This window comes from Microcoleus sp. D2_18a_D3, from assembly GCF_036702455.1.
In the GTDB taxonomy this organism is placed as follows: Bacteria; Cyanobacteriota; Cyanobacteriia; order Cyanobacteriales; family Microcoleaceae; genus Microcoleus.
Genome location: NZ_JAUBTK010000035.1, coordinates 1 through 25,645, shown reverse-complemented (window position 1 = coordinate 25,645; position 25,645 = coordinate 1). Strand labels below are relative to the sequence as shown.

The following is a 25,645-nucleotide window of genomic DNA, read 5'->3' as shown; positions in this document are numbered from 1 at the left end:
TTGATTAGTCCTATGCAAGAGGACTTTAGCTATGAGACGGGGGTTAAAAACCCCCGGCGGGTTGGGGCGTAAAACGAAAATTCGATCGCACTGACATCTTGCACTATTTTGAAGAACAGGCAAGATGCCTGTTCCACAAAAGTTCAATTTTCTTGTGGGGTGGGCATCTTGCCCGCCCCTAAAAGGCAGATTGACTATGGTGCAAGAGTTGAGATCGCACTTTGACCCAAAACGAAAATTCGATCGCCCGATTTAGATTTGATCGCACTGACAAGCCTAACCACTCGATCGCCCGATCGTGATTGTAGATTCTGGTGGTTGAAAGCGCTAGCAAGGCGAACACACCAACAAAGCCTGCCAGACAAGGGCTGGGCCATACGTCGGATACGATCGGGATCACTGTTTTTGGGCGATCGAATTCACTCTGGGTCTGACCACTGACATTTCAATTTAACTAGATTAGAGTGGAGTAAGGAATATCTAATCCCTGCGGGGGAAATCTTTCGCGGAAAAATATATTATCGGCCGCGATTTTGGTTGCGGGTTTGTGGGTTTTATTTTTCAGCCAAGGTACAGATTTAAATTTGTGCAAGAGGCTGATATGCAAGTTGCAAAAAATGGGAACAATAAAGATGGGATTGTACTGTCGAGCAGTAACTACCTGCAATACCATCTCTGAAATTATTCAGGAAGGCGTCAATGTTTAAGAGCAAATTATCCAAAGTTATCGTATCCCTGCTGCGGCGGATTGCTGGTGTTACCAGATCCGGGGCCAAGCGGCTGATGAGAGCAATGCTGCAAGCGCTGATGGCAATGGGCCGCAGGGCTAAACTACCGATGGCGGGGTTTGTGCTGCCGACGGTGACGATGGTGTTGCTGGTAGTTATATTGTTGACAGTGGCGATTACGCTGCGATCGTTCGATCGGGCTAATACGGCGCGTAACGTGCGCGTGAACCAGCAGGTGCTGGCGGCCGCGACTCCCGCGCTCGATCGGGCGAAAGCAAAAATTCAGTATGCCTTATCCCCTCAAGGAAGCGGAACACTTGATACACCATCAGACTTGAGCGTTTACCAAGCGATGGATTCGGATCGCTTTAAATTTGGAGATGAGGATGTTCTACAGATTAAGTTTGATCTGGATAATTCAAATGCAATTAATCTTCCCCCTGCAGATATAACTAACATCAATCAAAGCGAGAGGATAAATACCGCTTGGAGGTTCCCTGTAGATACTGACAACAATGGTAAATTTGATACCTACACTTTATACGGGATATATTTTCGCAGCCCACCTCGAGATCAGGACACAGGAGAGTTTAGTAGAGCTAGAAAGGCTTTAGAAGCCCGAACCCCTCCGATGGCAAGCCAAGGTTCTATCAGCGCGATCTGCAAAGCAGCAACAGGTACTAGCGCTAGTTTGGTAGGCAGTACGGACTGGTACAAAGGAGAGGGCGTACTCAAAAAAAGCTTCTTTGTTTACACAGTCAACGTGCCGATAAATGATATTACGGGAGTCGCTTCACCAGCCAACTACGAAACATTTAAAGGAACTCAAAGTTTCTCAGCTTTGGAGTACCAACAAGACCAAAAACGCATTCCACTACAAAATAATGCGGTGGTTTATGAAGATGATTTAGAAGTATCTCCCGGCCCGGCGCTGCGTCTGAACGGACGGATATTTACTAACAGTAACTTTATGGTCACCAACACGAATGTAGGCCCGGTGGCGTTCTATCTCGTTAGCAGCAAAGGATCTTGTTTCTACGACCTAGAAAATAGCAAAATAGTCGTTAGTGGTAATGTGGTTAACGGCTGGTCGGGCAGTGATGGCAACACTAGCAAAGACATAGCGGTTCATCTATTTGGGACAGAGGCGACCGATCCAGTCACCACAAAAGCAATAAAAGGCGGCACCAATCAATCGGTAGCCTACAAAGATGGTGCTTTGGGGGTCATGTACAATAACAAGGCTTATTCCGATCGCATCGGTCTGTTAGTTTCCGAACAGGAAAAAAATGCCCCTGCTTCCGATCCCCAGGAAGTTAAAAATGCCATTGCCACACAAGTTCAAGAAGAAACTGACCCCACTCCTCCCAGCGCCGATCGTCAAAACGAGATTCGCCGAGAGAATCTGGAATCTTACTTTAGATTGCGGACACGGAAAGTGCCGTTTGCAGAAGTGCCTGCCACTGGAGACGCACTGGCTGGATTTGTTAACCCTACAACAAAAGTGGTGACTGCATCTCCATTAGTCGGTACAGGGGATGAACTGCGACCGGTGGATGCCTGGGTTATGCCTTTGGACACCAACACTAAACTCGATACAGCAAGTGTCAGGCTGCAAGCCAACAGCCCCGAAAAGGTAGAGCAAGATAATAAAGAATCCGAGTTAGGCGATCGCATAGTAGTAGGGAACAATCTACCAGCACTGAGGTGGAGAACCGATTTGAACCCTCCCAAATTTGTGGGTGAAGGTGAGGAAGGAAGAGACACATTAACAGGAGTTAATTGGCTGGATGGGGGCCAACGCTACCGAGAACCCCAAGTGAAGCAGTTCGCTGATGTAGGGGGAGCAGAGAGGGACGGCTTCTGGGAAAAGAGTGCGGCCCAAGCACCTAAAACAGCAGTTGATGGCATTGGCGGATTGCGGGTAATTACGGGTGCAGGCGTTTACGAGCGCACAAACTCTTTTCTGCCACCTCCTAAAGTCTTAAACCCGGTTGGTGGTGCAGTATCGGATTTCTACGACGACCCGGCAACTACTGCTGTAGAAAAGTTCCCCGTTGTTTGGCCCGACTCCATGCCGATGTCACCGGGCCCGAATTCTAAAGTTTATAACAATAATCCTGCTGGTACTGGCTGGGAGGATTTGCCGGCGACGGCTTGGAACGCTTTGCCCACAACTCTGGGGTCAAACTTAACCGGAACCATTGACCCCAGGACTCCCAAGTATGCTAAGGGCGATTTGCGGATGCGCGCAAGTGCAATCTATCACTATGCAGACAACCCAAGCGATCAAAATGCTAAATTAGCTGATACCCCGCTGGCTTGTGTCAGCAGCTATTACGATCCCAGCTACCGATACAGCAAGGGTGGAACTCTATTTGATTCGACTCTCAACCGTCCAGGTTTGCCATCAGGAAGCAACGCAAATGGTAAATCCAACAACGGCATCGTCTACGGCCCTCCCCCAGCGAGACCGGCCGGTGCAATTTTGACGGCCGCTCTCCAGACAGACGCATCGAGTCTGGTGTCGCTGGCTGCAGGAACAACAGATCAACGCTTGAATTATCAAGCCAGTATCGTTTTCCCCGACGGTAGGTTTGTCAACGAGAACTTAAGGAAGGCTTTGCAGAAGGTTGATGCGGATCGCAGCTTGTCGGAAAAAGCTGCGATCGACTCTACTCTTTGCTCTTTAGGAATTTTGGATGGCAGCCTTGCTCCCAACACTGACGATCTCGACCACGGGACAATTCGGGAAGTTGCTTTTCTCAATCCTAGGGAAGTTAAGGCGATCGACAAGGACGACCCAGCTACTGCGGTGGACGAGACTTATAGCCTCAGCAGTCCTTTGGGTGGTGTCGCTCAGAGCGCCAAGCTAACAGGAAATTACGACCTTCCGCTATCAGAAAGACAACCCCTAGAAATCCGAGTCACGCAATTAGATATTGATAAACTCCGGAAGAAAAATTCGATCGCCTACAACCGATTACCCAAGATCAACGCCCTGAACCCAGAGTATATGCTGCCTTACAGCGGCCTAATTTACGCCAGCCGTGACGATGCAGCACCCGATCGCAGCGATCGTACTCCCAATAGTCTGGGCACTGGCATTGATACAACCCGCAGCCAGCTAAGCAGCTCAACAGATTCTCGGCTAGACCCCAGCCGCCGCCCCCACGGAATTATGCTGATTAACGGATCTAGCTTGGGTCGTCCAACAACTGTAAGCACGGTGACAGACGTACTCAAAGAGAAGGGTTTGCTGTTGACTTCTAACTTGCCGGTGTACATCCAAGGCGAATTTAACAAACACACCCACAGAGAATTTGGTTCAGGTGTTGCAACTGCTTTTGATTGGACTCCTAGCACTTTCTACGGTCGCACAGCCCTGAATCCCAATTTTGCTTGTCGCCTCGGCGATCCTCGATACCCTGGCAAATGCTCTGGCAGCGATAATTGGCGAGCAGCAACAGTGCTCTCGGATGCGATTACCCTACTTTCTGAGCCGGTGTCAGCTAATTTACAGGAAGGCTTCCGGTACGGTGTCCGCAATCACGGAGATTTTGACCTGAGAAATAATGCAGGTACCGCGATCGTGGGCTATGACTTCAATGGGAATAGGAATATACTTACTACTGATCCAACAGTTAGTGAAGTTACCTTCGACTTTGACCTCAATGGCAATGGGAATAAGACCGATACGACTGTTAAAGAGACCGATGTAACCGCTAAAGCCGCTCGCAGAATTAACGGTTTCGGTGCTAACAACTACGTCACTAACGGTTTAAGTAGCGGTGCTGCTTTTGACATTACAAACCAAGAAAAGTTCGGGCAAAGCGTACCAGGAACTACCGTTACACCAACAAGCACAAACTACAGCGGTACCACAGGTGCTGCTCCTAACAGTTCATACTTCAACAATTTCGTTACGCCAGTTCAACGACGGATTAATTTTCCCGAATATGTAATGGAAATCTGCCGGAAGTTGCCTGTTTCCGCTTGCGAGCCTAATGACTGGGTGGTTGGTATTGATACTGGTACTCTTGGGGAATTTGATCCATCTACTCCTAATGATCAAAGAGAAAAAGCAAGCAGTGTCCCAGCAAATACACCTGTCGGTCAACTTTTGTCAGGTACAACAGCTAAACCAGCGATCGATCCTGCAGATAGACGATATCCCCGTCGCGTAGCTTTTGTGCGACACATCACAGGTACTAATAAGGCAAACAGGCTGGTTTTTAATGGCAGTATCCCTGTGGCACTGGGAATTAATGGTACCGCAGTAGCTTTCTATGGTGGTGCGCCATCATCTTCTGTCCCTGTGGAGGGCGGAACTTCCATAACTACAGCCTCTGGTACGACGCCTACATCGGTAGCAAATTCTCTTTGGTATGCGACAACCACCACTTCAACCACTCCCACAGGAGGAATGAACTATGCCAGTACCAACCCTCTGTTTTACGCCAAATTACCACCAGGTACTGGCGGAGTGGCTAATACAGTTGAGCAGCCACAGCTAAGACCTGCTTTGCAGATTCAGGCAATGGATAGCACAACCCCAGGCGCCGAAACAACGCGATGGGTACAAAAAGCACGAACGACTGAGTTTAACCTCATAGTCGCCTCCAATGACGTTCCTTCACGGGCCCTCTCTGCCACCCTGGGCGACACGAATGGTGGTATGCAAAACTTACCGCGCTTTATGGAAAATTGGAAAGGCCTAACTAACACGATCGCAGGTTCGTTTATCCAATTCAAGCGCAGTTCTTACGCCACTGCTCCCTACGTATCTGTTATTGATACTGCTCCTGGTTCTCTATTCAAGGCCAAGCTATTTGACTACGACACAACCTACCCCTCTCCCCCTTACAAAATCGAAACCAATGGTGGTAAGATCGGCTATTTCGTACCACCCGATCGGGAATGGGGATTTGATGTAGGTTTGCTTTCACAGCCCCCTGACTTGTTCGCCCAAAAATTCACTCTCCCTGCTTCTCAGAAAACCCCTGACGAATACTTCAGAGAAATCAGCCGCGATGATGATTGGGTAAAAGCTTTGTTGTGCGCTGAAAAATTGCAAAATGATCGCACACTCTCTAATAAGTATGCTGCAAATGACAGCGCTACAAAAAAACCAAGAACAGACTGTCCTGACCTTTCCTAACCTTAAACCCTCAAATTCCTGAGTTCCAAATGCGGAGTGCTTACTATGTTCAAACACCAACAGCCACAAAGTAGTTTACATAAGTCTCAAGAAGCCGGCTACACGATTATCGAGTCATTGGTAGCGATGATTGTAGTGTCGGTGCTGATGATTGCGATCGCTCCTGTGATGGCTTTCTCAGTAGCAACTCGCGTCCAAGCCAAACGAATAGAAATGGCAACTCAAGCCGCCAAAACCTATATTGAGGCGCTCAGGTCTGAGGCGCTCAAACAAGGAGGCCCTATTCCGGGGTTTCCTGCTCCGTCCACAACCGGCAAAGAGTTAGAGAAAACCGCTGCTCCAGGCAACATCAACAATCTTTTCTGCATAGACAAAGATAGCGTTCCACTCTGTCAGGCTGACAGCAATGAAGACCTTGTAGTTCAGGGCTACTATTTTAACAACTTACCCGCTACAACAAATCCGGCAAAAACAGGCTACAGCTTAATTGTTCGTGTTTACAGGGCTAATTCTTTTGCTAGTGGCGTCGGAGCACTAAAAACTCAGAATGATTTACAAGCACAGCAAGGAACTACTACCGCAGGGCTGGGAAATCTCCGAGCGCCTTTGGTAGAAATGAGAACAGAAATAGGCGCTAGCGATCGACAAGGTGCTTACAACAGTTTGTGTACTCGCATCAATGGCCCCACAGGCTGTCAGTAATCCTCAAAGTCCCTGTTATTAACTTTAAAATCGCTCCCCCCATTTGGCAAAGGAAACAGTCAAAATGAAAACTTTACTCAGGTTGCTTCTCAAAAGTCAGCACCAGCGAAACCGCTCCGGCCCAGCTCAAACAGAAAAGGGCATGACTCTGGTCGAGCTATTAGTCGGAGCAATTATGGCGTTTTTAATCATTACGCCGATGCTGGGTTTTGTAGTAGATATGCTGAATACCGACAGGAGGGAACAAGTCAAGTCAAATACCGAGCAAGACATTCAGGCCGCCGTTGATTTCATCTCCCAAGATTTGAGTCAAGCTATTTATATTTACGATCAGGCAGGCATCACTGCTATTAACCCCACGACTCAACTTCCTCCTTCTCCTGCAAATACCACAGGTACTCCAATTCTAGTCTTCTGGAAACGACAGCTAATTAAAAATGCTGTTCCTATTAATTCGGCTGTTAGTACGAAAACACCAAGGGCTTGCCCAGCTAACGGTAGTGAGTGCAACGACACTTATGTACTATCATTAGTTGCCTACTACCAGATTAGAGATACTGCTCCTAACTCTACTTGGTGTCAGCCTTCAGGAGGCAATTGTCCTACCCGTATTGCTCGCTATGAAATTAGGGAGCCAGTTAGAAATCCCTACTCAATAGATGCCACACAACCTTATTACGATGCGGCCGATTTAAGTGATGGTCAAAAAGGCAGTGAGGCTTTTAATAAAGACTTTGACTTTAGTAAGCCCACAGTAAATGTGACGATGGGAGCCAATTTTCCCGCTCCTGAAGTATTGGTTAATTACATCCACCACAGTAGCACTAATGTTCCAATACCAACCGGATCTCAGTGTCAATATCTTCTTGCCGTAACACCTCCACCACCACCAGCAACATTCAATGCAAACGATTTACTAATAACAGACGCCTCAAGCCACAGCTTTTACGCTTGTGTTGATACATCTAAAAATATAGCCAGAGTTACGATCCGAGGAAACAGCCTCCGCCGCCTTCAAACCGATGCTGATTATGATGCCAATAAATCGGCATATTTCCCAACAGCAACTGTGCAAGTACAAGGTTTAGGTGGGTTAGGAAAATAACTGATTTCTGAAACACATTTCCGAATCGCGTCCCGTCGATAAACAATAGGATAATACCATGAAAACCCCACCAATATTATTAAAACTTTTGCATAACTCGGCTGCCAAGCCCAGCCCTAATTTCAACAAAACTGCATCCAGAAAAGATGATGGAGGCTTCACCCTTCTAGAAGTGCTGGTGATAGCGTTAATCATAGGTATATTAAGCTCGATCGCCGCTCCAAGCTGGGAGGTATTCATCAACAGACAAAGAGTTCGCACTGTGAACGATCGCGTTTTGCAATCATTACGACTTGCACAAAGCGAAGCAAGGCGAACTAAGCGCGATATCACTATTACATTTTCTGCCCCATCTGTCGATCCGCCAACAGTTACGTTTAACCCGCCAGTAGCCACAGGTGGTAGTACCCAGACGTTAAATGGTGGAGGTGAAATCAAACGGGGCACTATTGTACTTTCAACTAATGCAGCGACTCCTGTTGATACTGGTGTTCCTGTACATTCGATCGTTTTTGACTATCAGGGCAATGTAAAAAAATTGCCTCCCAGTACAAATCCTACAATTACCAACGCACGATTTGTGGTCACAGTTGCTCCATCTCGCGGTGGTGCTAAGCAGTGTGCGATCGTGGAAACTATCATAGGAGGAATGAGAACTGCTGAAGGAACACAATGTAACTAACTGAGCCTCCCTAATAGCTTTCAATAAATTGAATCTTAATCTCTAACAGCAATTCCGCATAAGTTCTGAATTGCTAAAAAACATTAACTTAAATTATTTTATATTTCAAATCTAATGAAAACCGTCAAAATAGGCCGCTAGAACTAAAACAAATAATCATCCAGCCAGGAAACCAACTATTAACTCAAAAACATAACCTGGCCGATGTTTGAAACCCTACTAATATCATTTCCGGTAACACCGGAATGATGTTGACGGTTGACGGTTGACAATGAACAGTCAACCGTCAACCGTCAACAGTGAACTCGAATTTACTATTCCGATGCTAACGAATTTGATATCATAACTGCTTAACTAACCAAGCGATCGCCCCTGCAACATCAGCAACTTTTTCAACATCCGCAATCGGCGGCCGCTGCACCATCACCACCGGAATTCCCAGTTCCCTAGCCGCAACAATTTTCGCATAAGTAGCACCGCCCCCGCTGTTTTTACTAACAATTGTATCAATCTGATATTCTAATAGTAATTGGCGCTCATCTTCCAAAGAAAAAGGCCCCCTTGCTAATAACAACTTACCATTAGGAATAGGAGTATTGAGTGCCGGAGGATCGATCGCCCGCATCAAAAACCAAATAGCATCCAAACCAGCAAAAGCAGCCAATTCCTGCCTACCAATAGTCAGAAACACCCGCTGAGACTCCCCTAATAAAGCTTTTGCAGCCTCCGAGTGGCCCGCAACTTCAATCCAGCGATCGCCCTCCACCCTCTCCCAAGCAGGACGCACCAGCATCAAATAAGGCACATTACACTCAGCAGCAGCAACAGCAGCATTAGCAGAAATCTGAGCCGCAAACGGATGAGTAGCATCAATTAACAAGTCGATCGGGCGATCGAGCAAAAACTGGGTCAGCCCAGCCGCCCCACCAAACCCCCCAATTCGCACCGTACCCATTTTTGGGGTAAAAGGCTGTTGAGTGCGTCCTGCCAGCGAAGAAACCACCTCTATATCATCAATTTGAGACGCTCTTACCGCCAGTTCAGCAGCATCCCCCGTCCCCCCCAAAATTAGCAACCGTTTTTTCACCAAATTATCCTTACCAACTACACAAACTGGCGGTTAAAACCGCAACTACACAACCAAAGTCCGCCTACGCGGACTAAAGAAAATCCAGGGTTTTAGAACCTGCGGAGGCAGGTTTTGTCTGTGTAGCTGCGACTTAAGTCGCCGTTTTTTCACCAAATTACCCTTAGCGACTACACAAACTGGCGGTTAAAACCGCAACTACACAACCAAAGTCCGCCTACGCGGACTAAAGAAAATCCAGGGTTTTAGAACCTGCGGAGGCAGGTTTTGTCTGTGTAGCTGCGACTTAAGTCGCCGTTTTTTCACCAAATTATCCTTACCGACTACACAAACTGGCGGTTAAAACCGCAACTACACAACCAAAGTCCGCCTACGCGGACTAAAGAAAATCCAGGGTTTTAGAACCTGCGGAGGCAGGTTTTGTCTGTGTAGCTGCGACTTAAGTCGCCGAGATTTTTCAAACATCTTCTAACCAACGCCCGCAATTTGGGTTAATAATATGCTTAGTAAAGCTTAAACTGCCAACAACAATGATTCGCTCATTTTTGACATTTTTTACAGTATTAATTGTAACCGGGTTAGTGTGGTTGGGAAATATCGCCCCCGTTGCCGCACAAGTACAACCAACAGATATCACCGATCCTCAACAGGAATTAGGAGAACTCATTCAAAAAGCTTTTGAAGCTACAAATGAAGGCAAATTTCCCGCCGCTGAAACTTTTTGGACTCAAATAATTGACAAATTTCCCTCAGAAGCCGCCGCTTGGAGCAACCGAGGCAACTCTAGAGTCAGCCAAAACAAACTACAAGCCGCTATTTCAGACTACGAAAGAGCGATCGAGCTAGCACCCGACGCCCCCGATCCCTACCTAAACCGCGGCACCGCCCTAGAAGGTTTAGGACGCTGGGAAGAGGCGATCGCCGACTACAATCATGTACTAGAATTAGACTCCCAAGATCCAGCCGCCTACAACAACCGAGGCAACGCCGAAGCAGGTTTAGGAAAATGGGAACAAGCAATAGCCGACTACAGCAAAGCCTTTGAATTAGCCCCCGAATACGCCTTTGCCCGCGCCAACCACGCCCTCGCACTTTATCAAAACGGGCAAACCAAAGAAGCAATTCGCAACATGAAAAACATCGTCCGCAGATACCCCCAATTTGCCGACATGAGAGCCGCCCTCAGCGCCTGTCTTTGGGAAACAGGAAATCGCGGCGAAGCTGAGAGCAATTGGGTAGCAGCCATCGGCCTCGACTCCCGCTACAAAGACCTCGATTGGGTTGCCAATACCCGCCGCTGGCCGCCACTTGCAGTCAGTGCATTAGACAAATTCTTGCACTTGAAATAATCTCACAACGCCAATAAAAAATTGCGAGCATCCCCATGATTGTGGGGTATTTTTCCTAACAGGGATGATCCAAAAAAGTGCCAAATGTCACCAGAAGCTATAGCAATCCTAAATCAGTTGTAAAAATATGTAGGGGTAGTGCCCCGTGCCTACCCCCCACGGATCGGGGCAACCACGGGGGGTTTGCCCCTACAAAAATTACACAATTTATTTAGAATCGCTATAGCAGAAAACAAACTATTGAAGAACAATTCAAACTCTTCTTGCAGGTTTCTTCTTTCCTCAATATTCATCCCTTAAATCAGTTTCCTCCGTTTAATTCTCTTATCAAAACTCGTATTCCACATCTCCAGCAACAATCCTATCTGTCACCAAGATTCTGTATAGTTCCAGTTCTTCCACAGTAACTTTTCCGTCTGCACAAATCGCTCTCTTAATGTCTTCCATTTCTTGCTTAGATATCTTGCCGTTAGCAACAGCTCGCTCGATTTGGGCTTGGAGCTTTTCTAGTTGCCGAGTTTCTTCCAGCGTAGGTTGTTTATCAGTCGATCGCGAAACTAACATAGTTGCATTCTCCTAGAGATTGACCTCTACTCTGTACTAAGCCGCCGCAGCAGATATTGTCAACTCAACGATGCAAAAATTGACAAATAAATGTAACAAAACTACATTTACTTGTCAAGAGGATAAGGTGCAAAATTATTTAACAAACTTACATTTGTTTGTCATTGGTTATTGATTATTAGTTAACTGACAACTGACAACTGACAACTAACAACTGACAACTGACAACTGACAACTAACAACTGACAACTGACAACTAACAACTGACAACTAACAACTAACAACTGACTAATTCCCAAATCCGCGCAGCCGTCAACTCCTCAACATTCCTAAAAACCGCTGCAGCACCCGCATTTTCCAGCCCCGCAGCATAAGCCTCGCAGCGCCCAGCATCATCCAAAACATGAGGCGGCAAAATACCAGCCCCCAGCCAAACGCGATTTGGTTGCACTTCCCGCGCCTTCACAACCGTGTAAATATCCGCAACAGTATCTCCCGCGTAAATCACCGGCAAATTTTTTTCTAAACCGTGCAGAGTTTCCAACTGTTCAATTGCCGCGAAAAGTCCAGCCGGATCGGGTTTTCCCGGTGCATCTTCCATCGCCACCAACACCGGGGAATTTAAACTCAGTTTCCCTGACAAAACATAAGCAGCTTCATCCCGCATCGCCCCGCTAAAAAAGCCCCAAACAATCCCCCCAACAGTTAAATTTTCCAGGTAAGCCGGACTTAACAACAGCGGTTCGGTACAAATGTAACCAGTCCAATTTTCCTCGTCAGGCCCGCGATAGCGACTTTGGAAGAAAGCCACTAATTCCTCATAGTTGAGAGCGAGTTCGTTTCTCGATCGTCCAATCCCCTCAAAATAACGGCAAACTAACTCGAAAGACGCCTGCCAGTCATTATTCCACACTCCCTCAGACTTCAGAGAGTCGATATCGAGAGAATTCGGGCGAAAAGCACCCGCCGTGAAATGTTCCACCGCATCCGCGATCGCCCGCCGATAAGAACCGGACACATCCCGCACCACACCGTCAATGTCGAAGACTAAAATAACTCTGTTCACAGCTTAACCATCCTTGTACCTAGGGCGCGTGAGAACCCAAATTTTATCTGTTCCCAGCCCCTGAGTGGCGCTAAAACCAGCCGCGCCACAAAACTTTTCATGGCCGATGACCAATTATCGAACAGAGTGTGCTACGCTTAGCGATTGTAGAAATTTTTAACAAGTTCGATCGGAACCCTGGAGGTTTGCTTGTCCAAGTTCATCTTAAAAGTTCTCTGGCTAGAAGAGAATGTTGCCCTCGCCGTTGACCAAGTTGTCGGCAAAGGAACTAGCCCGCTGACATCCTACTTTTTCTGGCCTCGCAAAGATGCGTGGGAAGACCTCAAAAACGAACTCGAAGCCAAACACTGGATTGCTGACAACGATCGCGTCGAAATCCTCAACCAAGCCACAGAAGTAATCAACTACTGGCAAGAGGAAGGCAGACGGCGCCCGATGACTGAAGCTCAGTCAAGGTTCCCCCAAGTGACTTTTACCGGCAGCAACTAAGCCCAGCTTTTAGTTGCTACCCATATACATTGCCTGTTATGGCTGACGAGGGGAAGGAGAGAGGGGAGAAGGCGAGAAGATTTGACGCTTTTTCCGCCTCGACGTGAAAGATAAAATTTGAATTCGCTACAGATTCTATTGATACTAACTCCGATTTTCAGACCTAATCGGGTTTTGGGCTTGGTCGATTTGAGATTAGAAATTGGAAATTTATGCAAAATAAAGTTCTAAAATCGCCTTCTCTAAAATCTTAAAAATACTAAGCAACAAAACCAAAGAAATCTAAAATCGGCTTTTTTATACTTTTAAATTGTACAGTCAGCTCTCAAAGGACTTCCCTATGACTAATGACTAATGACTAATGACTAATGACTAATAACTAATAACTAATGACTTCTTCGCGGAATTTATGGGCGCCGAAAGTACAATCAACCAGACCGAACAGCTACCGCTGGTAGTAAATCCCGACATTCTCCAGCAAGCTATCCTCTACAAAATTAATACCCGCGTAAACGCTCGCGGAGAATTAATTTTCCCCTGCGTACCGGGAATGCTAAGCCACTATCTCAAGGCAATAGAAAATCTATTTAGCACTCTCGACAGACCCCTGCCCGAAGACCGCAGAGACGAACTCAGCAAGCTTTTAGCCACCAAGTTAGAACAAGGCTACCGCACCTCCACAGCATCGATGCTGATCCTGCAATACGAATCAGTGCAGCCGCCGCAAACCGGTTTAGCCTGCAAAGTGATTGTTACTACCTCAACAGTTGGAGAACAATACAAAAGCTGGGTAGACACCAGAGAACCTCCGCTTTTCGGTTCTCATCCAGACGCAAAATTGATGGCAACGGCTGCTAAATTGGGCACACCCGATCGAGTGCGGATTTTGGACGTGGGGGCTGGTACCGGCCGCAATACCTTGCCGCTGGCGAGATTGGGCTATTCTGTAGATGCGATCGAACTAACTCCGGCTTTTGCAGAACAATTGAAAGCTGCTGTAACAGCCGAAAACCTTCCCGTCACAGTGACTGAAGGCGATGTGCTCGACCCCTTAATGCGGATGAAACCTGCCCGCTACCAGTTGGCTGTTGCCGCCGAAGTCATCTCACATTTTCGAGACAGCGATCAAGTACGGCTTTTCCTCGCTAAAATGTGCGATTCCCTGTCTCCCGGAGGTCTGTTGCTGTTCAGCACGTTTTTAACAGTCGGCGACTACCAGCCCGATGCCCTCGTGCGACAAGTTGCCCAACTCTCCTGGTCTACTTTATTTACACCCCAAGAACTCGCCACCGCAATGGAAGGATTGCCCTTAGTCCCAATATCCAACGAATTGGTGTTTGAGTACGAACGCCACCACCTGCCGGAAGAAGCTTGGCCACCGACGCCCTGGTTTCCCAGTTGGGCGACCGGTCGAGATGTCTTCCCGATGGCAAACGGACGCCCGCCAATGGAATTGCGCTGGATTTTGTGTCGCCGAAGTTAAAAAAATCTGTCATTTATAAACGGACACAGCAATCACACCCGTTGACAGGCGGTAACTGTTTCCTCATATATTTTTATTTCAACAGCTTAAAGCCAACTCGCTGTTAATATTGTGCATCCTGCACATAAAAATTTACAAAAATATATATTAAAATGTAAACAGAGCGAAGTTCGATCGCCCCTGGGAGACAAACCCAGTGCCTGATTAGATTTAACGCTTGCCAACCTTTTATTTCTTGCGAAAAATTGGGTTGCTAAGGGGTATCGGGCTTGAATAAAATTCGATCGTCATCTCGATGGGTGCAACTAGAGTTAAGATGAATTCAACAAACCTATTCCTCCCGATAGATGACTTTTTACGGAATAGGATTAGCCAATAGATTAGCTCGCTAGTCAGCGATGCTGCTGAGAAACAAATATGCTTTTAACACATCCACTACAAGCGTTTGGAGCAATCTTCGGGCACCAACCTTCCACAAATAGATCATCCATCGACCAAAAAACCAGTAAAAATTATTGGGAGGGGAATATTGAGCCCGCTGTAAACGACCAACTTGACTGGTATATCCAAATGGAAATGCTAATGAGTAACGCTAAATCTTCCTGCACCAATGAAGAGATTACTGCTTGGCTGCGCGGATTGCTGACAATTGCTTGGGCAGACGGCAACTTTGACGAATACGAGCAAAAAATGATTGCGAATCTAACTCAGGATGAACTACATCCGGTATCTTTTGAGGCGGGTTTTGAACCCATTACCGCAGAGGAATTAGTCGCTGTGTTAGGGAAAGACACCGCCAAAGGCGAGGATTTTTTGAGGACAGCAGTCATGGTAGCTTTGGCAGACGGTACATACTCGCTCAGCGAAGACGAGGTAATCTCTAAGTTTTGCACAGCTTTGGGGCACAATGTAGAGGCGATCGAAGCTCTGCGACACACCATCGAAGAGAGCAAGTGCGATGATCCGCAGGGGCCCAGCAGCCAAATCGTCTTTGATGCGAATGTCGCCCCCGTCGCCGGAACACCCCTTTCATCTCGGCTACCTAAACCTCACCACAAAGATGTCCTGCAACCCGTCAAAGACTGGCTTGACGGCTGGGAAATTCACGACCCCAAAGTGGCACACTTTGTCTGTAAAATTATTCCGCCCCAGTGTCCGTTTGAGCGAGATGTCGTGTTATTTGGTCGCAAAATCGTCCACATTCCGGCGATGTGCCAGATTAACCCGCTTTACGAACAGTTAGTCGGGATGCGCTTTCGAGCTCTCTGCTATTTGGCAGATGAATGTAAGGAAGATGTATCGTCCTATTGTTAGTAGTCAGTAGGCAGTTGTCAGTGGGCAGTTGTCAGTTGTCAGTTGTCAGTTGTCAGTTGTCAGTTGTCAGTGGGCAGTTGTTAGTTGTCAGTAGTTAGTTGTCAGTAGTTAGTTGTCAGTAGTTAGTTGTCCTTCTTGTGAAATATTGGATTAATGAGTGTAACTATTAACCAATGACTACTAATTAGTCCAAAATGCAAAAACCGGGTTTTTCTAGGACAAAACATCGTTACACCCATCCCCGCCAGTAGAAAAAACCAGTAGAAAAACCCGGTTTTTTCAGTTTTTGTCGGTAAGTCTTGCTAAGATAAAATCTGCTTTGATAATACTACTTCATTGACACTCTCCGGCGTGAACGCACGGAGATTCTTTAATCTACGAACCGACTTGCTGAGACAGGATTTCTCCAGTCAAAGTAGAGGTCAACTCTCCTAAAGCGTTGTTTGGCTCAAGACCAAAGGTTCCGGTATGCCCTACCGTACCCAATCCTCGACTAAGGATGTTTCTAGCGGCGTTTTCATCGCGATCTAAAACACAACCGCACTTACAAACGTGCGTTCTTGTAGATAGCGATTTCTTTACAATTGCACCGCAGCTAGAGCATTCTTGGCTGGTATATTGCGGATTTACCGCTACCGTGATTTTCTCAAACACTTTTCCGAAGTATTCAAGCCAAACACGGAATTGATACCAAGAAGCATCGTTAATAGACTTAGCTAAGCAATGATTTTTCACCATGTTTTTGAGCCTCAAATCTTCGTAGACGACTACATCGTTTGATGAGATTACGCACCTTGCAAGTTTTATTGCATGGTCTTTGCGCTGTCTACTTATTTTGAGGTGGCGTTTGCCTAGAATCTGCCTAGCTTTGCCCCTGTTGTTTGAACCTTTAACTTTTCTGGATACGCGACGCTGGGATCGTTTGAGAACTTTCTCACCTTTTCTTAGAAACCTCGGATTTTCCACCGTAGTTCCGTTCGAGTCGGTGTAATATTCCTTCAATCCCACATCTAATCCAATCGTAGTACCATTCGGTTCTGTGTTTTCCTTTCTATCGACATCCACACAGAATTGGACGTATACGCCATCAGCACGTTTTACCAATCTCACCCTTTTTATTTGACTGATTTGGTAGAAGTGCAAGTCGCGTGTGCCTTTTAGCTTTAATCGCCCAATCCCTTTCTTGTCGGTAAAATTGATGGATTTGCGATCGTCGGCTAACTTCCAACCCGTCGTTTTGTATTCGACAGAACGACAATCTCTCACGAACTGCGGATATCCTTTTTTGCCCGGTACATTCTTCTTGCAGTTGTCGTAGAATCGGGAGATCGCAGACCATGCTCGTTCTGCACTCGATTGTCTTGCTTGAGAATTGAGTTCGTCGGCAAACGGAAAGTCGCGAGCCAGCACAGCGCAGTATTTATTTAAGTCGTACCGACCCACTTTTTTGTTGTCCATCCAATACCGCAAACAGCTATTGCGGACAAATTGGGCGGTACGAATTGCTTCGTCTACTGCGTTGTACTGATTCTTTTTTCCGTAAGCTTTGAACTCAAAAACTAGCATGGCTTTACCTCCTGTTCTTATGTTATACCGTCTGACATAAAATCCTTAGCAAGTTAATGAAAGTTTACAATGATGAAGCAGGAAGCTGACTGGGAGACTAAAGTCTCCCGCGAGCTTTCATCCCTGGACTGAAGTCACAGGGTTTTTAGCTTGTTTTCTATAAAAGTCTTGGTACTATCCTCAAGCTTATACAAATTATTAAAAATCGCCGATTTAGGAGCCGGAAACGGCAATGCCGTTTCCCTACAAATGCTCGCGTACAATCTCTCGCTCTGAACTACTTTTAAACATTGGTATAATTATAATTATCGGGCAACTGTAAGTCGCGACTAAACTTGGCTGTCGTCTGCCAACCCGGACTAAAGAAAAAGAGAAATATGGTACTTGGATCTGGTATCATAATAACTACTGACCAATGACAATTGACAATTGACAACTGACAACTGACAACTGACAATTGACAACTGACAATTGACAACTGACTAAATTATGCAATTTATCGATCGAGCAGATATTCAAGTCGCAGCCGGCAAAGGCGGCGACGGTATGGTAGCTTTTCGCAGAGAAAAGTATGTACCGGCGGGCGGGCCGAGTGGCGGCACCGGCGGGCGGGGCGGTTCTGTGTTTATGGTGGCGGTGGAAAGCCTGCAAACGCTGCTGGATTTTCAGTACAACCGGATTTTTAAAGCCGAAGACGGGAAGCGGGGCGCGCCGAAGAATATGACTGGGGCTTCCGGGGACGATCGCACGATCGAAGTTCCCTGCGGTACAGTGGTTTACGACGCGGAAACTCAGGCAATCTTAGCAGATTTAGTAACGCCCGGACAGACTTTTTGCGTAGCCAAAGGCGGCAAAGGCGGTTTGGGGAATAAGTGTTTTCTGACTAATTCTAACCGCGCTCCAGATTATGCGATGCCGGGAAAAGAAGGAGAACACAAATTTTTGCGTTTGGAATTGAAGCTATTAGCTGAAGTCGGAATTCTGGGGATGCCGAATGCTGGCAAATCCACCTTAATTTCTGCTTTGTCTGCCGCCCGCCCCAAGATAGCAGATTATCCGTTTACAACTTTAGTCCCGAATTTGGGCGTAGTCAGAAAACCGACCGGCGACGGTACTGTTTTTGCAGATATTCCGGGATTAATTGAGGGGGCTCACGAAGGCGCTGGTTTGGGTTACGAGTTTTTGCGGCACATCGAACGAACTCGGTTGCTGCTGCATTTGATCGATATTACGGATGAAGATCCGATCGCCAATTACGTCACAATTCAGGAAGAATTAAAGGCTTACAGGCGTGGTTTAGCCGATAAACCGCAGATTTTGGCTTTTAATAAGGTAGATGCGATCGACCTCGAAAGCGAAGAAATCGGTAATTTAATCAGCCGAATTAAAGAAATTAGCGGCGCTCCTGTTTTGTTGATTTCTGCCGTTAGTAGAGTTGGATTGGATGAATTAATGCAGCAAGTTTGGCAGAAACTCGACGAGATGAACGAAAAAGAGGCGGCCCAACTGTTAGCAGTCGCGAGTGTTTAATCGCTTTCTGGTTCCTGGAATTTCCGTGAATGGGTAGGTGTTTTTTTGAGGGGGTCAAATCTTTCGGCTGTATGGCTTGTGCGGCAAGGGTTTGAGCCTCTATGCTGAAAAAAACGGTTCACGGAAACGCTGAAATTATTGCTGTGTATAGCTTTGATGGTTGTTGAAAATTTTGTCTCTTGACAGGGCGGTGGCTGAAATGATATTTTGTAGATGCTTAACGGAACTGTACCTTGAAAACTAAATACTGTAATGCTTCTGGAGCGATCGGCCGGAATCAACCTAAACCCCTATCAGGGATTGAAACAGCAGACGGCACAGAATACCAGCGAGCCACGGCGCGGGAACGCCGGAATCAACCTAAACCCCTATCAGGGATTGAAACATTACTACTGGTACTGCATGGATTAGAGGCGGGCCGGAATCAACCTAAACCCCTATCAGGGATTGAAACGCATTGACGCAAAGTTTCCCTGCCCTAATTGTGTCGCGCCGGAATCAACCTAAACCCCTATCAGGGATTGAAACGAACTTTCCGAGCGAATTCTAGTTGACCAGCATGCCGGAATCAACCTAAACCCCTATCAGGGATTGAAACCCACAAACTTATCCTCTTCCTTGGCGTGAGGATTAGCCGGAATCAACCTAAACCCCTATCAGGGATTGAAACAAATTCAAACAAATCAAGGTAACTATTAAATTTGCCGGAATCAACCTAAACCCCTATCAGGGATTGAAACGTCGGTAGTCCACCTACGTGACAGGCGAACAATATGCCGGAATCAACCTAAACCCCTATCAGGGATTGAAACATCAACAACCCAACAGTGGCAGGCAAAGACATTCAAGCCGGAATCAACCTAAACCCCTATCAGGGATTGAAACACAGAAGTGCAATCTCGTGGCATTGAACCTGCTACAGCCGGAATCAACCTAAACCCCTATCAGGGATTGAAACTTCGCCACACGCCAACAACACCGACGCACTGATCAAAGCCGGAATCAACCTAAACCCCTATCAGGGATTGAAACCGGGCCGCTTTAGATAGTACCAGTGCCAGCAATCTGGCCACCACGCCGGAATCAACCTAAACCCCTATCAGGGATTGAAACTCGGCGATCATGGCACCCGCGATCGCTTTCTTCCGCCGGAATCAACCTAAACCCCTATCAGGGATTGAAACAGCGAATCTCTGGCCCCTTGTCCAATATTTTCTGGAGCCGAAATCCACCTAAACCCCTATCAGGGATTGAAACTTAGCCTACCAGCTTATACTTTGGGGTAGTAGGCCGAAATCAACCTAAACCCCTATCAGGGATTGAAACAGCCCTTGAAATGTGTGCTGATGAGCAAAAGCCATGCCGAAATCAACCTAAACCCCTATCAGGGATTGAAACAGGAATGGAAGCGCCATCGCATTCAATTAGTCCATGCCGAAATCAACCTAAACCCCTATCAGGGATTGAAACGTATCCGCTATGTGAATGAGATGATTCTTTTATTTTTTGCCGGAATCAACCTAAACCCCTATCAGGGATTGAAACGCCCAAGGATTCGACAAATCGGCGACAACATTGCAGCCGGAATCAACCTAAACCCCTATCAGGGATTGAAACATCGAAAACGTCGCAGGATTGCTCAACTGCCCTTATTCTCCCGGCCGAAATCAACCTAAACCCCTATCAGGGATTGAAACCCGGTTGTAACCGTTCAAAAAACATCCCCAAATATCCTTGCCGACATCAACCTAAACCCCTATCAGGGATTGAAACTTTCGGAAGTATTCAGGAAGTCCTGAACGCATCAACACCAAGAAACCGGGTTTTTTACGGTTTCTGGGGCTGTAACAAAGTATTTCTTGAAAAACCCGGTTTCTGAGCACCGATGAGTAAGTCGCAAGTATCGTTAAATTCCGTTTGAGTCACGAATTGGCCCGTTGTAATCAACTCTGATTCGGCCATCTTGGGAAACCGTAACAACCGTTTCTACAGTATAGACAGACGAACCCGGCTTGGAACCCTTAAAAGTAAAAGTCCAAGTTCCATCGCCATTGTCTACAAAAGGCGATTCCTTAGAAGTACCGTGCATAGAAGCTTCAGCTCGATAGTTGCCTAAACCCCCATTAGCCCTTTCTGCTGCTTGACGGGCTAAGTTTTTTGCCCGATTGAGTTCGATATTATTGTTAATCACTGTCACGCCGTCGGTCTCATATTCAGGAGCAGGATTAGCATTACTCAAGGTGGGGGAGATTCCAACGGCTAAAGTTGAGAGCGCTACCAGACAAGCAAGGCGGATGCTTAGTTTCATAATACAAACTGATTTATAGTTTGATAAACTCTACGAGACTTGTCCGAAAAAACCCGGTTGAATTTTCAATCTTTAATTTTCACTTTTGAATCTGCGGGCGTTTCCCCACCGTACAAATAGCGGTAACTCATCCGAGAAATATCCCGAATTAATGTTTGAGCAGGCTTTTCGGTTTCTGGCGAATGCTTCACCATCACCGCCACCAAATAACGCTTACCGTTCGGCAAATCCACCATCCCCGCATCCGCAAGCATTGTGTCAATGTTGCCGGTTTTGTGAGCAATAACTGAACCTTCGCCTAAACCTTTCGGCAGTAAAGAATCATTTCTAGTTTGGCGCATGATTTGCAAAATGCGATCGCGCGATTTCACCGATACCACATTACCCCGATCGATCTGGGCTATGATATTAATCAAATCCTTCGGACTGGTAGTATTAGTTCCCTCCAAATCTGGCAAATTATTACGCAGAACCGTGGTACTCAAACCCCAATTGGCAAACTGCTGATTTAAAACCTCAGCACCTCCCAACAACTCAATCATCATATTTGTCGCCGTATTGTCGCTGACAACAATCATCTTTTGGGCAACTTCCAAAGCCGAATACTTCTTACCCGGAGAGTCGTCTTGCATATCCCCAGAACCGCCTACAATGTGTTCCGACTTCAGGGTCAGCATCTGATCTAACTGCACTTTGCCTTCATCTACTGCTTGGAAAAAAGCTACTAAAATTGGCACTTTAATCGTGCTAGCTGAAGCAACAGCAGTATCCCCATTAAAATTTAGGTAGCTTCCAGTATCTAAATCGACTAGAAATATTCCGGCTGTCAAACTAGGATTTTCTGTTGCTAAAACCTGAACTTGCGTTTTCAAAGCTCCTAATTCTTGATTCAGTTGCAGCACTTCTGGGGCTGCAGGTGCCGCAGATGCGCTATCGGCTGGGTTGTTCTGCCCTGCGGTGGTTTGTTCTTCTGCCGCTACAGTGGATGCTCGACTCACAGCATTTACCACCGACAGCAGCGTACCGCAAATCACCGCTATCCCAACTCCCAAAATCAGCAAGCGAGTAGCATACACCAACGGCGGCACGCTCGCAGATGCTGGTCGTTTACCCTGCCTCTGGCTCGCTTGTGGGCGCGGTTTAGGCACGGGGGGTTTTTTGGCATCTGGGGGGATTACGGTGTCTGGAATGCGAACTGGGGGTGAACTGGGACGACTTCCACGGGTGGTAGGGGGAGTGGCTATTGGGCTCTGGCTGTTGGGATTGCTGGCGATCGAACTCACATTTTCCCGCTCCAGAGTCGGGTCTGGAAACTCGAACATATCGACAGCAGCGAGGCCTTTTTTGCGGGGTTGGCGAGTCTTCGACTGCGGAGTTTTGCTGGTTCTGGGTTTTCTGGGGTTAATTGCCGATCGAGGATCGGATAAAAAGTCTTGTGTAGTAAATTCTTCCGAAGATGTGGGAGAATTAGCTCCAATTCTGCTGCCGCGGCTTTGTTGCGGTGGCAAAGTCGCAGGTTCGGGCGATCGAATTTCTGAATTGCCGTTTTGCGGTTGCGGAGGGCGGCGGCGGCCGGAGTTGCCAGACTGACTTGCTTTGCCGGACTTAGGCTGCTTTGAGCCGGAGTTGGGAGAGGATATCGAGGATATCACCGATAATATCGATCCTTTGGGAAACCGCTCTGCCACGTCTTACTCCTTCATCACTAATGTAAAGTTCAAGTTTAAGATTTTTCAGCTTGCCAGCCAATCAATTTTAGATTTTAGATTTTAGATTTTAGATTTGCCCCAGACGCTGCATGGTATCAGCAACCGGGTTTATTGCTCGCAAATTATCGCAAAGCTTAGGTTTTTAGTCAAGAAACACTGTTATGAAGGTGACAAGTGGGTGCAGAAAAGTTCTCTTTGAAAAAAATACTCGATCTCACATCCCCAATTATCAGCATTTCTGCTAGCTATCCGTTGGATTTTCCGGTAACGCCCTATCCAGAGTATCAGAATTTGTCTCTCGTGGGTAACTTTTGATTGCCCATTCTGTTTGGCGGAGGACGCCCCGCAGCATGGCGACTTCATCCACTGTCGGATAAGCCCTGTTGTACAAACGCCGAAATTTTTCCATCCGACTTGCTGCTGTGTGCGGCTGCAAATATCCTATTTTGAGTAACAGCGTTTCTAGTTGCTGGTAATATCCCTCTAAATTTTCCAAGGGAGCCGATTCCTTCTGGCCACTGACAACTGACAACTGACAACTGACAACTGACTTGTATAGTTCGTAGCAGCAGATAGCGACGGCTTGGGCGAGATTTAGGGAAGTGTAGGCATCGCTGCTGGGAATGCGGATCAGGCGTTGAGCGCGGTTTAATTCGGCATTGGTTAAGCCGCAGTCTTCTCGGCCGAAAATTAGGGCGCTGGGGGCTTCTAGGAGCCAAGGCAAGGCATCTGCGGGTTCTTCTAGTTGTGTTGGCAACGATCGACAATCATCCCCTGTAGTTGCGATCGCTCTGACACACCCAACCAAAGCAGCGGGCAAACTCTCGACTACTTTAGCCGTTTCCAATATGTCGGCGGCGCGAACAGCCATCAGTCGGGCTTCTTCCCCTAAATAATCGCATTGAGGATTTACCAAAACTAATTGGTGCAAACCCATATTTTTCATGACGCGGGCAACAGAACCGACATTCAATGGGCCAGCAGGTTCGACTAAGACTATTCGGATGTTGGCGTCGGCCGTTTCGAGCATTTTTATTTGGGAAGAAGGAAGAAGGAAGAAGGAAGAAGGAAGAAGGAAGAAGGAAGAAGGAAGAAGGAAGAAGGAAGAAGGAAGAAGGAAGAGGCAATAATAGCAAGGGTTTCAGCAATCAAGAATGTCAGTTCCACAAGCAAATTATTTCCTTAGCAACAGACTTTCGGGCCTGTTCGACAACAAATTAAACTATGAGTGGAACAGGTCCGAAAGCCTGTTCCTGAAAATGGTACAAGATGTGAGTTAGTAATCTACTGTTCAAATTAGCATGGCCAAGCAGCGATCGAAATCTGATTTACCGACAAAAATGTGCCCGGTGTGCGATCGACCTTTTACTTGGCGCAAAAAATGGGCGGACTGCTGGGATGAGGTCAAATACTGCTCCGAACGCTGTCGTCGCCGCCGTTCGGCGGCTCAAGATTAAGAATTTAGGGGAAGTTGCTCGATCGAAGCTAAGATTGCAAAGGAAAAATTTTACTTACTTTATTAGGTTATAAATTATGGCATCGCAACAAGTGCAACCAAAGCTAGTTATTCACGGCGGTGCGGGCAGTTCTCTACACAGTAAAGGCGGAATTGAGGCGGTGCGGAAATCGCTTTACGATGTTTTGGAGGAAGTTTATCCGCTGCTGAAAGACGGTGCAAGTGCCGTAGATGCAGTGGTGCGGGGCTGCCAATTGCTGGAAGATGACCCGCGATTCAATGCCGGTACTGGTTCTGTGGTGCAGTCGGACGGTCAAATTCGGATGAGTGCTTCGCTGATGGACGGTTTGATGCAGCGTTTCAGCGGGGCGATTAATGTTTCTCGCGTTCAAAATCCGATCGAACTTGCTAAATTTTTGCAGGCTTCGGACGATCGGGTTCTCTCTGATTTTGGTTCGGCGGAATTGCTGCGAGAACTTCACTTGCCGATTTACGATCCGATGACGGATTTGCGCTTGCACGAGTGGATGCAGGAACGCCAAGGCAATTTTAGCAAAGCAATGGCGGACGTGGTGGCAGAACCGGCCGGTGTTGGGACGATCGGAGTCGTAGCTTTGGATGTTCACGGACGCTTGGCTGCTGGGACTTCCACTGGCGGCAAGGGTTTTGAGCGGATTGGGCGGGTTAGCGACTCGGCGATGCCGGCGGGTAATTACGCGGCCCAAAGTGCGGCGGTAAGCTGTACGGGGATTGGCGAACACATTATGGACGAGTGTTTGGCCGCGCGAATTGTGATTCGGGTAACGGACGGTTTGAGTTTAAAAGCTGCTTTTGAGCGTTCTTTTGCTGAAGCTGACGAACGTCAACGGGATTTTGGCGCAATTGGAATTGATGCTAGCGGGGCGATCGCTTTCGGCAAAACTAGCGAGGTGATTTTGGGTGCTTTTCACAATGGTATGCAAATGGGCGATACTTTGGAAATGAGCAAGGGAACGCTGATTTTTATTGCTTAAAAGGGATCTCGAAATTGTCAGTATGTGGTTCAGATACCCGACTTTTTGAACAAGTCGGGTATCTCGATCGGCGTTAGTTTGATATCAAATCCGACAGTCATCAGTCATTAGTCATTAGTCATCAGTCATTAGTCATTAGTCATTAGTCATTAGTCATCAGTCATTAGTCATCAGTCATCAGTCATTAGTCATTAGTCATCAGTCATTAGTCAACAGTCATCAGTCAACAGTCAACAGTCAACAAGCACGGACGGTGCAGTTAGAGAGTCGATGGCAGAGTGTCCCCTACCATCTCTCCTACAATTAGAGTCGATGCCTGTGTTACCACAGGAC

The 25,645-nt window shown here is 47.0% G+C and carries 19 protein-coding genes and 1 CRISPR repeat array; of the genes, 12 read left to right on the top strand and 7 right to left on the bottom strand.

All coding sequences use genetic code 11. The features are described 5' to 3' along the window. Positions 1 to 699 precede the first annotated feature (699 nt). The 4 genes from hpsA (at position 700) to QUB06_RS17255 (ending at position 8,378) form a co-directional block, all read left to right on the top strand. Positions 700 to 5,889: a hormogonium polysaccharide biosynthesis protein HpsA gene (gene hpsA, locus QUB06_RS17270; protein ID WP_333436303.1), complete on the top strand. Its 5,190-nt coding sequence runs from the start codon at positions 700 to 702 to the stop codon at positions 5,887 to 5,889. Positions 5,890 to 5,934: 45 nt separating this feature from the next. Beyond that, positions 5,935 to 6,591 carry a hormogonium polysaccharide secretion pseudopilin HpsB gene (hpsB, locus tag QUB06_RS17265; RefSeq protein ID WP_333436302.1) on the top strand — a complete coding sequence of 219 codons (657 nt, stop codon included), beginning with the start codon at positions 5,935 to 5,937 and terminating at the stop codon, positions 6,589 to 6,591. A 64-nt stretch (positions 6,592 to 6,655) separates the two neighbouring features. After that, positions 6,656 to 7,696, top strand: a complete 1,041-nt coding sequence (hpsC, locus tag QUB06_RS17260; RefSeq protein WP_333436301.1) for a hormogonium polysaccharide secretion pseudopilin HpsC — start codon at positions 6,656 to 6,658, stop codon at positions 7,694 to 7,696. A 58-nt stretch (positions 7,697 to 7,754) separates the two neighbouring features. Continuing rightward, positions 7,755 to 8,378 carry a GspH/FimT family pseudopilin gene (locus QUB06_RS17255; protein WP_333436300.1) on the top strand — a complete coding sequence of 208 codons (624 nt, stop codon included), beginning with the start codon at positions 7,755 to 7,757 and terminating at the stop codon, positions 8,376 to 8,378. A gap of 340 nt (positions 8,379 to 8,718) precedes the next feature. Here the strand turns inward: QUB06_RS17255 and QUB06_RS17250 are convergent, their stop codons facing one another. Beyond that, entirely contained in the window at positions 8,719 to 9,465 is a 747-nt protein-coding gene (locus QUB06_RS17250; RefSeq protein WP_333436299.1) for a cobalt-precorrin-6A reductase, read from the bottom strand. 530 nt (positions 9,466 to 9,995) lie between these two features. On the opposite strand from QUB06_RS17250, the gene QUB06_RS17245 reads away from it, so the two are divergent. Then, positions 9,996 to 10,814 (top strand): tetratricopeptide repeat protein, encoded by an 819-nt coding sequence (locus tag QUB06_RS17245; RefSeq protein ID WP_333436298.1) that lies wholly within the window; start codon positions 9,996 to 9,998, stop codon positions 10,812 to 10,814. A 327-nt stretch (positions 10,815 to 11,141) separates the two neighbouring features. On the opposite strand, the gene QUB06_RS17240 is transcribed toward QUB06_RS17245, so the two are convergent. After that, positions 11,142 to 11,378 carry a hypothetical protein gene (locus QUB06_RS17240; RefSeq protein ID WP_333143511.1) on the bottom strand — a complete coding sequence of 79 codons (237 nt, stop codon included), beginning with the start codon at positions 11,376 to 11,378 and terminating at the stop codon, positions 11,142 to 11,144. A gap of 277 nt (positions 11,379 to 11,655) precedes the next feature. Continuing rightward, positions 11,656 to 12,444 carry a TIGR01548 family HAD-type hydrolase gene (locus tag QUB06_RS17235; protein WP_333436297.1) on the bottom strand — a complete coding sequence of 263 codons (789 nt, stop codon included), beginning with the start codon at positions 12,442 to 12,444 and terminating at the stop codon, positions 11,656 to 11,658. 177 nt (positions 12,445 to 12,621) lie between these two features. On the opposite strand from QUB06_RS17235, the gene QUB06_RS17230 reads away from it, so the two are divergent. From QUB06_RS17230 to QUB06_RS17220, 3 genes are all read left to right on the top strand, one after another. Further along, positions 12,622 to 12,933 (top strand): 30S ribosomal protein PSRP-3, encoded by a 312-nt coding sequence (locus QUB06_RS17230; protein ID WP_278187374.1) that lies wholly within the window; start codon positions 12,622 to 12,624, stop codon positions 12,931 to 12,933. Between the two features lie 550 nt (positions 12,934 to 13,483). After that, complete coding sequence (locus QUB06_RS17225; protein ID WP_445251392.1) at positions 13,484 to 14,416, top strand: class I SAM-dependent methyltransferase; 933 nt, start codon at positions 13,484 to 13,486, stop codon at positions 14,414 to 14,416. A 417-nt stretch (positions 14,417 to 14,833) separates the two neighbouring features. Beyond that, positions 14,834 to 15,730, top strand: a complete 897-nt coding sequence (locus tag QUB06_RS17220; protein ID WP_333436295.1) for a Mo-dependent nitrogenase C-terminal domain-containing protein — start codon at positions 14,834 to 14,836, stop codon at positions 15,728 to 15,730. 375 nt (positions 15,731 to 16,105) lie between these two features. Here QUB06_RS17220 and QUB06_RS17215 read toward each other — a convergent pair whose 3' ends face one another. Beyond that, positions 16,106 to 17,296: a transposase gene (locus tag QUB06_RS17215; protein ID WP_333436294.1), complete on the bottom strand. Its 1,191-nt coding sequence runs from the start codon at positions 17,294 to 17,296 to the stop codon at positions 16,106 to 16,108. 489 nt (positions 17,297 to 17,785) lie between these two features. Here QUB06_RS17215 and obgE point away from each other — a divergent pair, with 489 nt between their 5' ends. Then, positions 17,786 to 18,826, top strand: a complete 1,041-nt coding sequence (gene obgE / locus QUB06_RS17210) for a GTPase ObgE (protein WP_333436293.1) — start codon at positions 17,786 to 17,788, stop codon at positions 18,824 to 18,826. A 270-nt stretch (positions 18,827 to 19,096) separates the two neighbouring features. Further along, positions 19,097 to 20,599: a CRISPR direct-repeat array (repeat unit 37 nt; unit sequence GCCGGAATCAACCTAAACCCCTATCAGGGATTGAAAC). A gap of 133 nt (positions 20,600 to 20,732) precedes the next feature. On the opposite strand, the gene QUB06_RS17205 is transcribed toward obgE, so the two are convergent. The 3 genes from QUB06_RS17205 to QUB06_RS17195 all read right to left on the bottom strand — a co-directional run bounded on the left by QUB06_RS17205 (position 20,733) and on the right by QUB06_RS17195 (position 23,873). Continuing rightward, positions 20,733 to 21,134 carry a hypothetical protein gene (locus QUB06_RS17205; RefSeq protein ID WP_333436292.1) on the bottom strand — a complete coding sequence of 134 codons (402 nt, stop codon included), beginning with the start codon at positions 21,132 to 21,134 and terminating at the stop codon, positions 20,733 to 20,735. Positions 21,135 to 21,199: 65 nt separating this feature from the next. Further along, on the bottom strand, positions 21,200 to 22,786 hold the full coding sequence (locus QUB06_RS17200; protein ID WP_333436291.1) for a serine hydrolase: 1,587 nt from the start codon (positions 22,784 to 22,786) through the stop codon (positions 21,200 to 21,202). Between the two features lie 298 nt (positions 22,787 to 23,084). Further along, positions 23,085 to 23,873, bottom strand: coding sequence for an RNA methyltransferase (locus tag QUB06_RS17195; protein ID WP_333436290.1), 789 nt, complete (start codon positions 23,871 to 23,873; stop codon positions 23,085 to 23,087). Between QUB06_RS17195 and QUB06_RS17190 the strand changes: the two genes are divergently transcribed. From QUB06_RS17190 to QUB06_RS17180, 3 genes are all read left to right on the top strand, one after another. Next, positions 23,788 to 23,973, top strand: a complete 186-nt coding sequence (locus QUB06_RS17190; RefSeq protein WP_333436340.1) for a hypothetical protein — start codon at positions 23,788 to 23,790, stop codon at positions 23,971 to 23,973. The genes QUB06_RS17195 and QUB06_RS17190 overlap by 86 nt on opposite strands. Positions 23,974 to 24,144: 171 nt before the next feature. Continuing rightward, positions 24,145 to 24,300, top strand: a complete 156-nt coding sequence (locus tag QUB06_RS17185) for a DUF2256 domain-containing protein (protein WP_332959674.1) — start codon at positions 24,145 to 24,147, stop codon at positions 24,298 to 24,300. A 76-nt stretch (positions 24,301 to 24,376) separates the two neighbouring features. Beyond that, complete coding sequence (locus tag QUB06_RS17180) at positions 24,377 to 25,312, top strand: isoaspartyl peptidase/L-asparaginase (RefSeq protein ID WP_333436289.1); 936 nt, start codon at positions 24,377 to 24,379, stop codon at positions 25,310 to 25,312. The last annotated feature ends 333 nt before the right edge of the window (positions 25,313 to 25,645 follow it).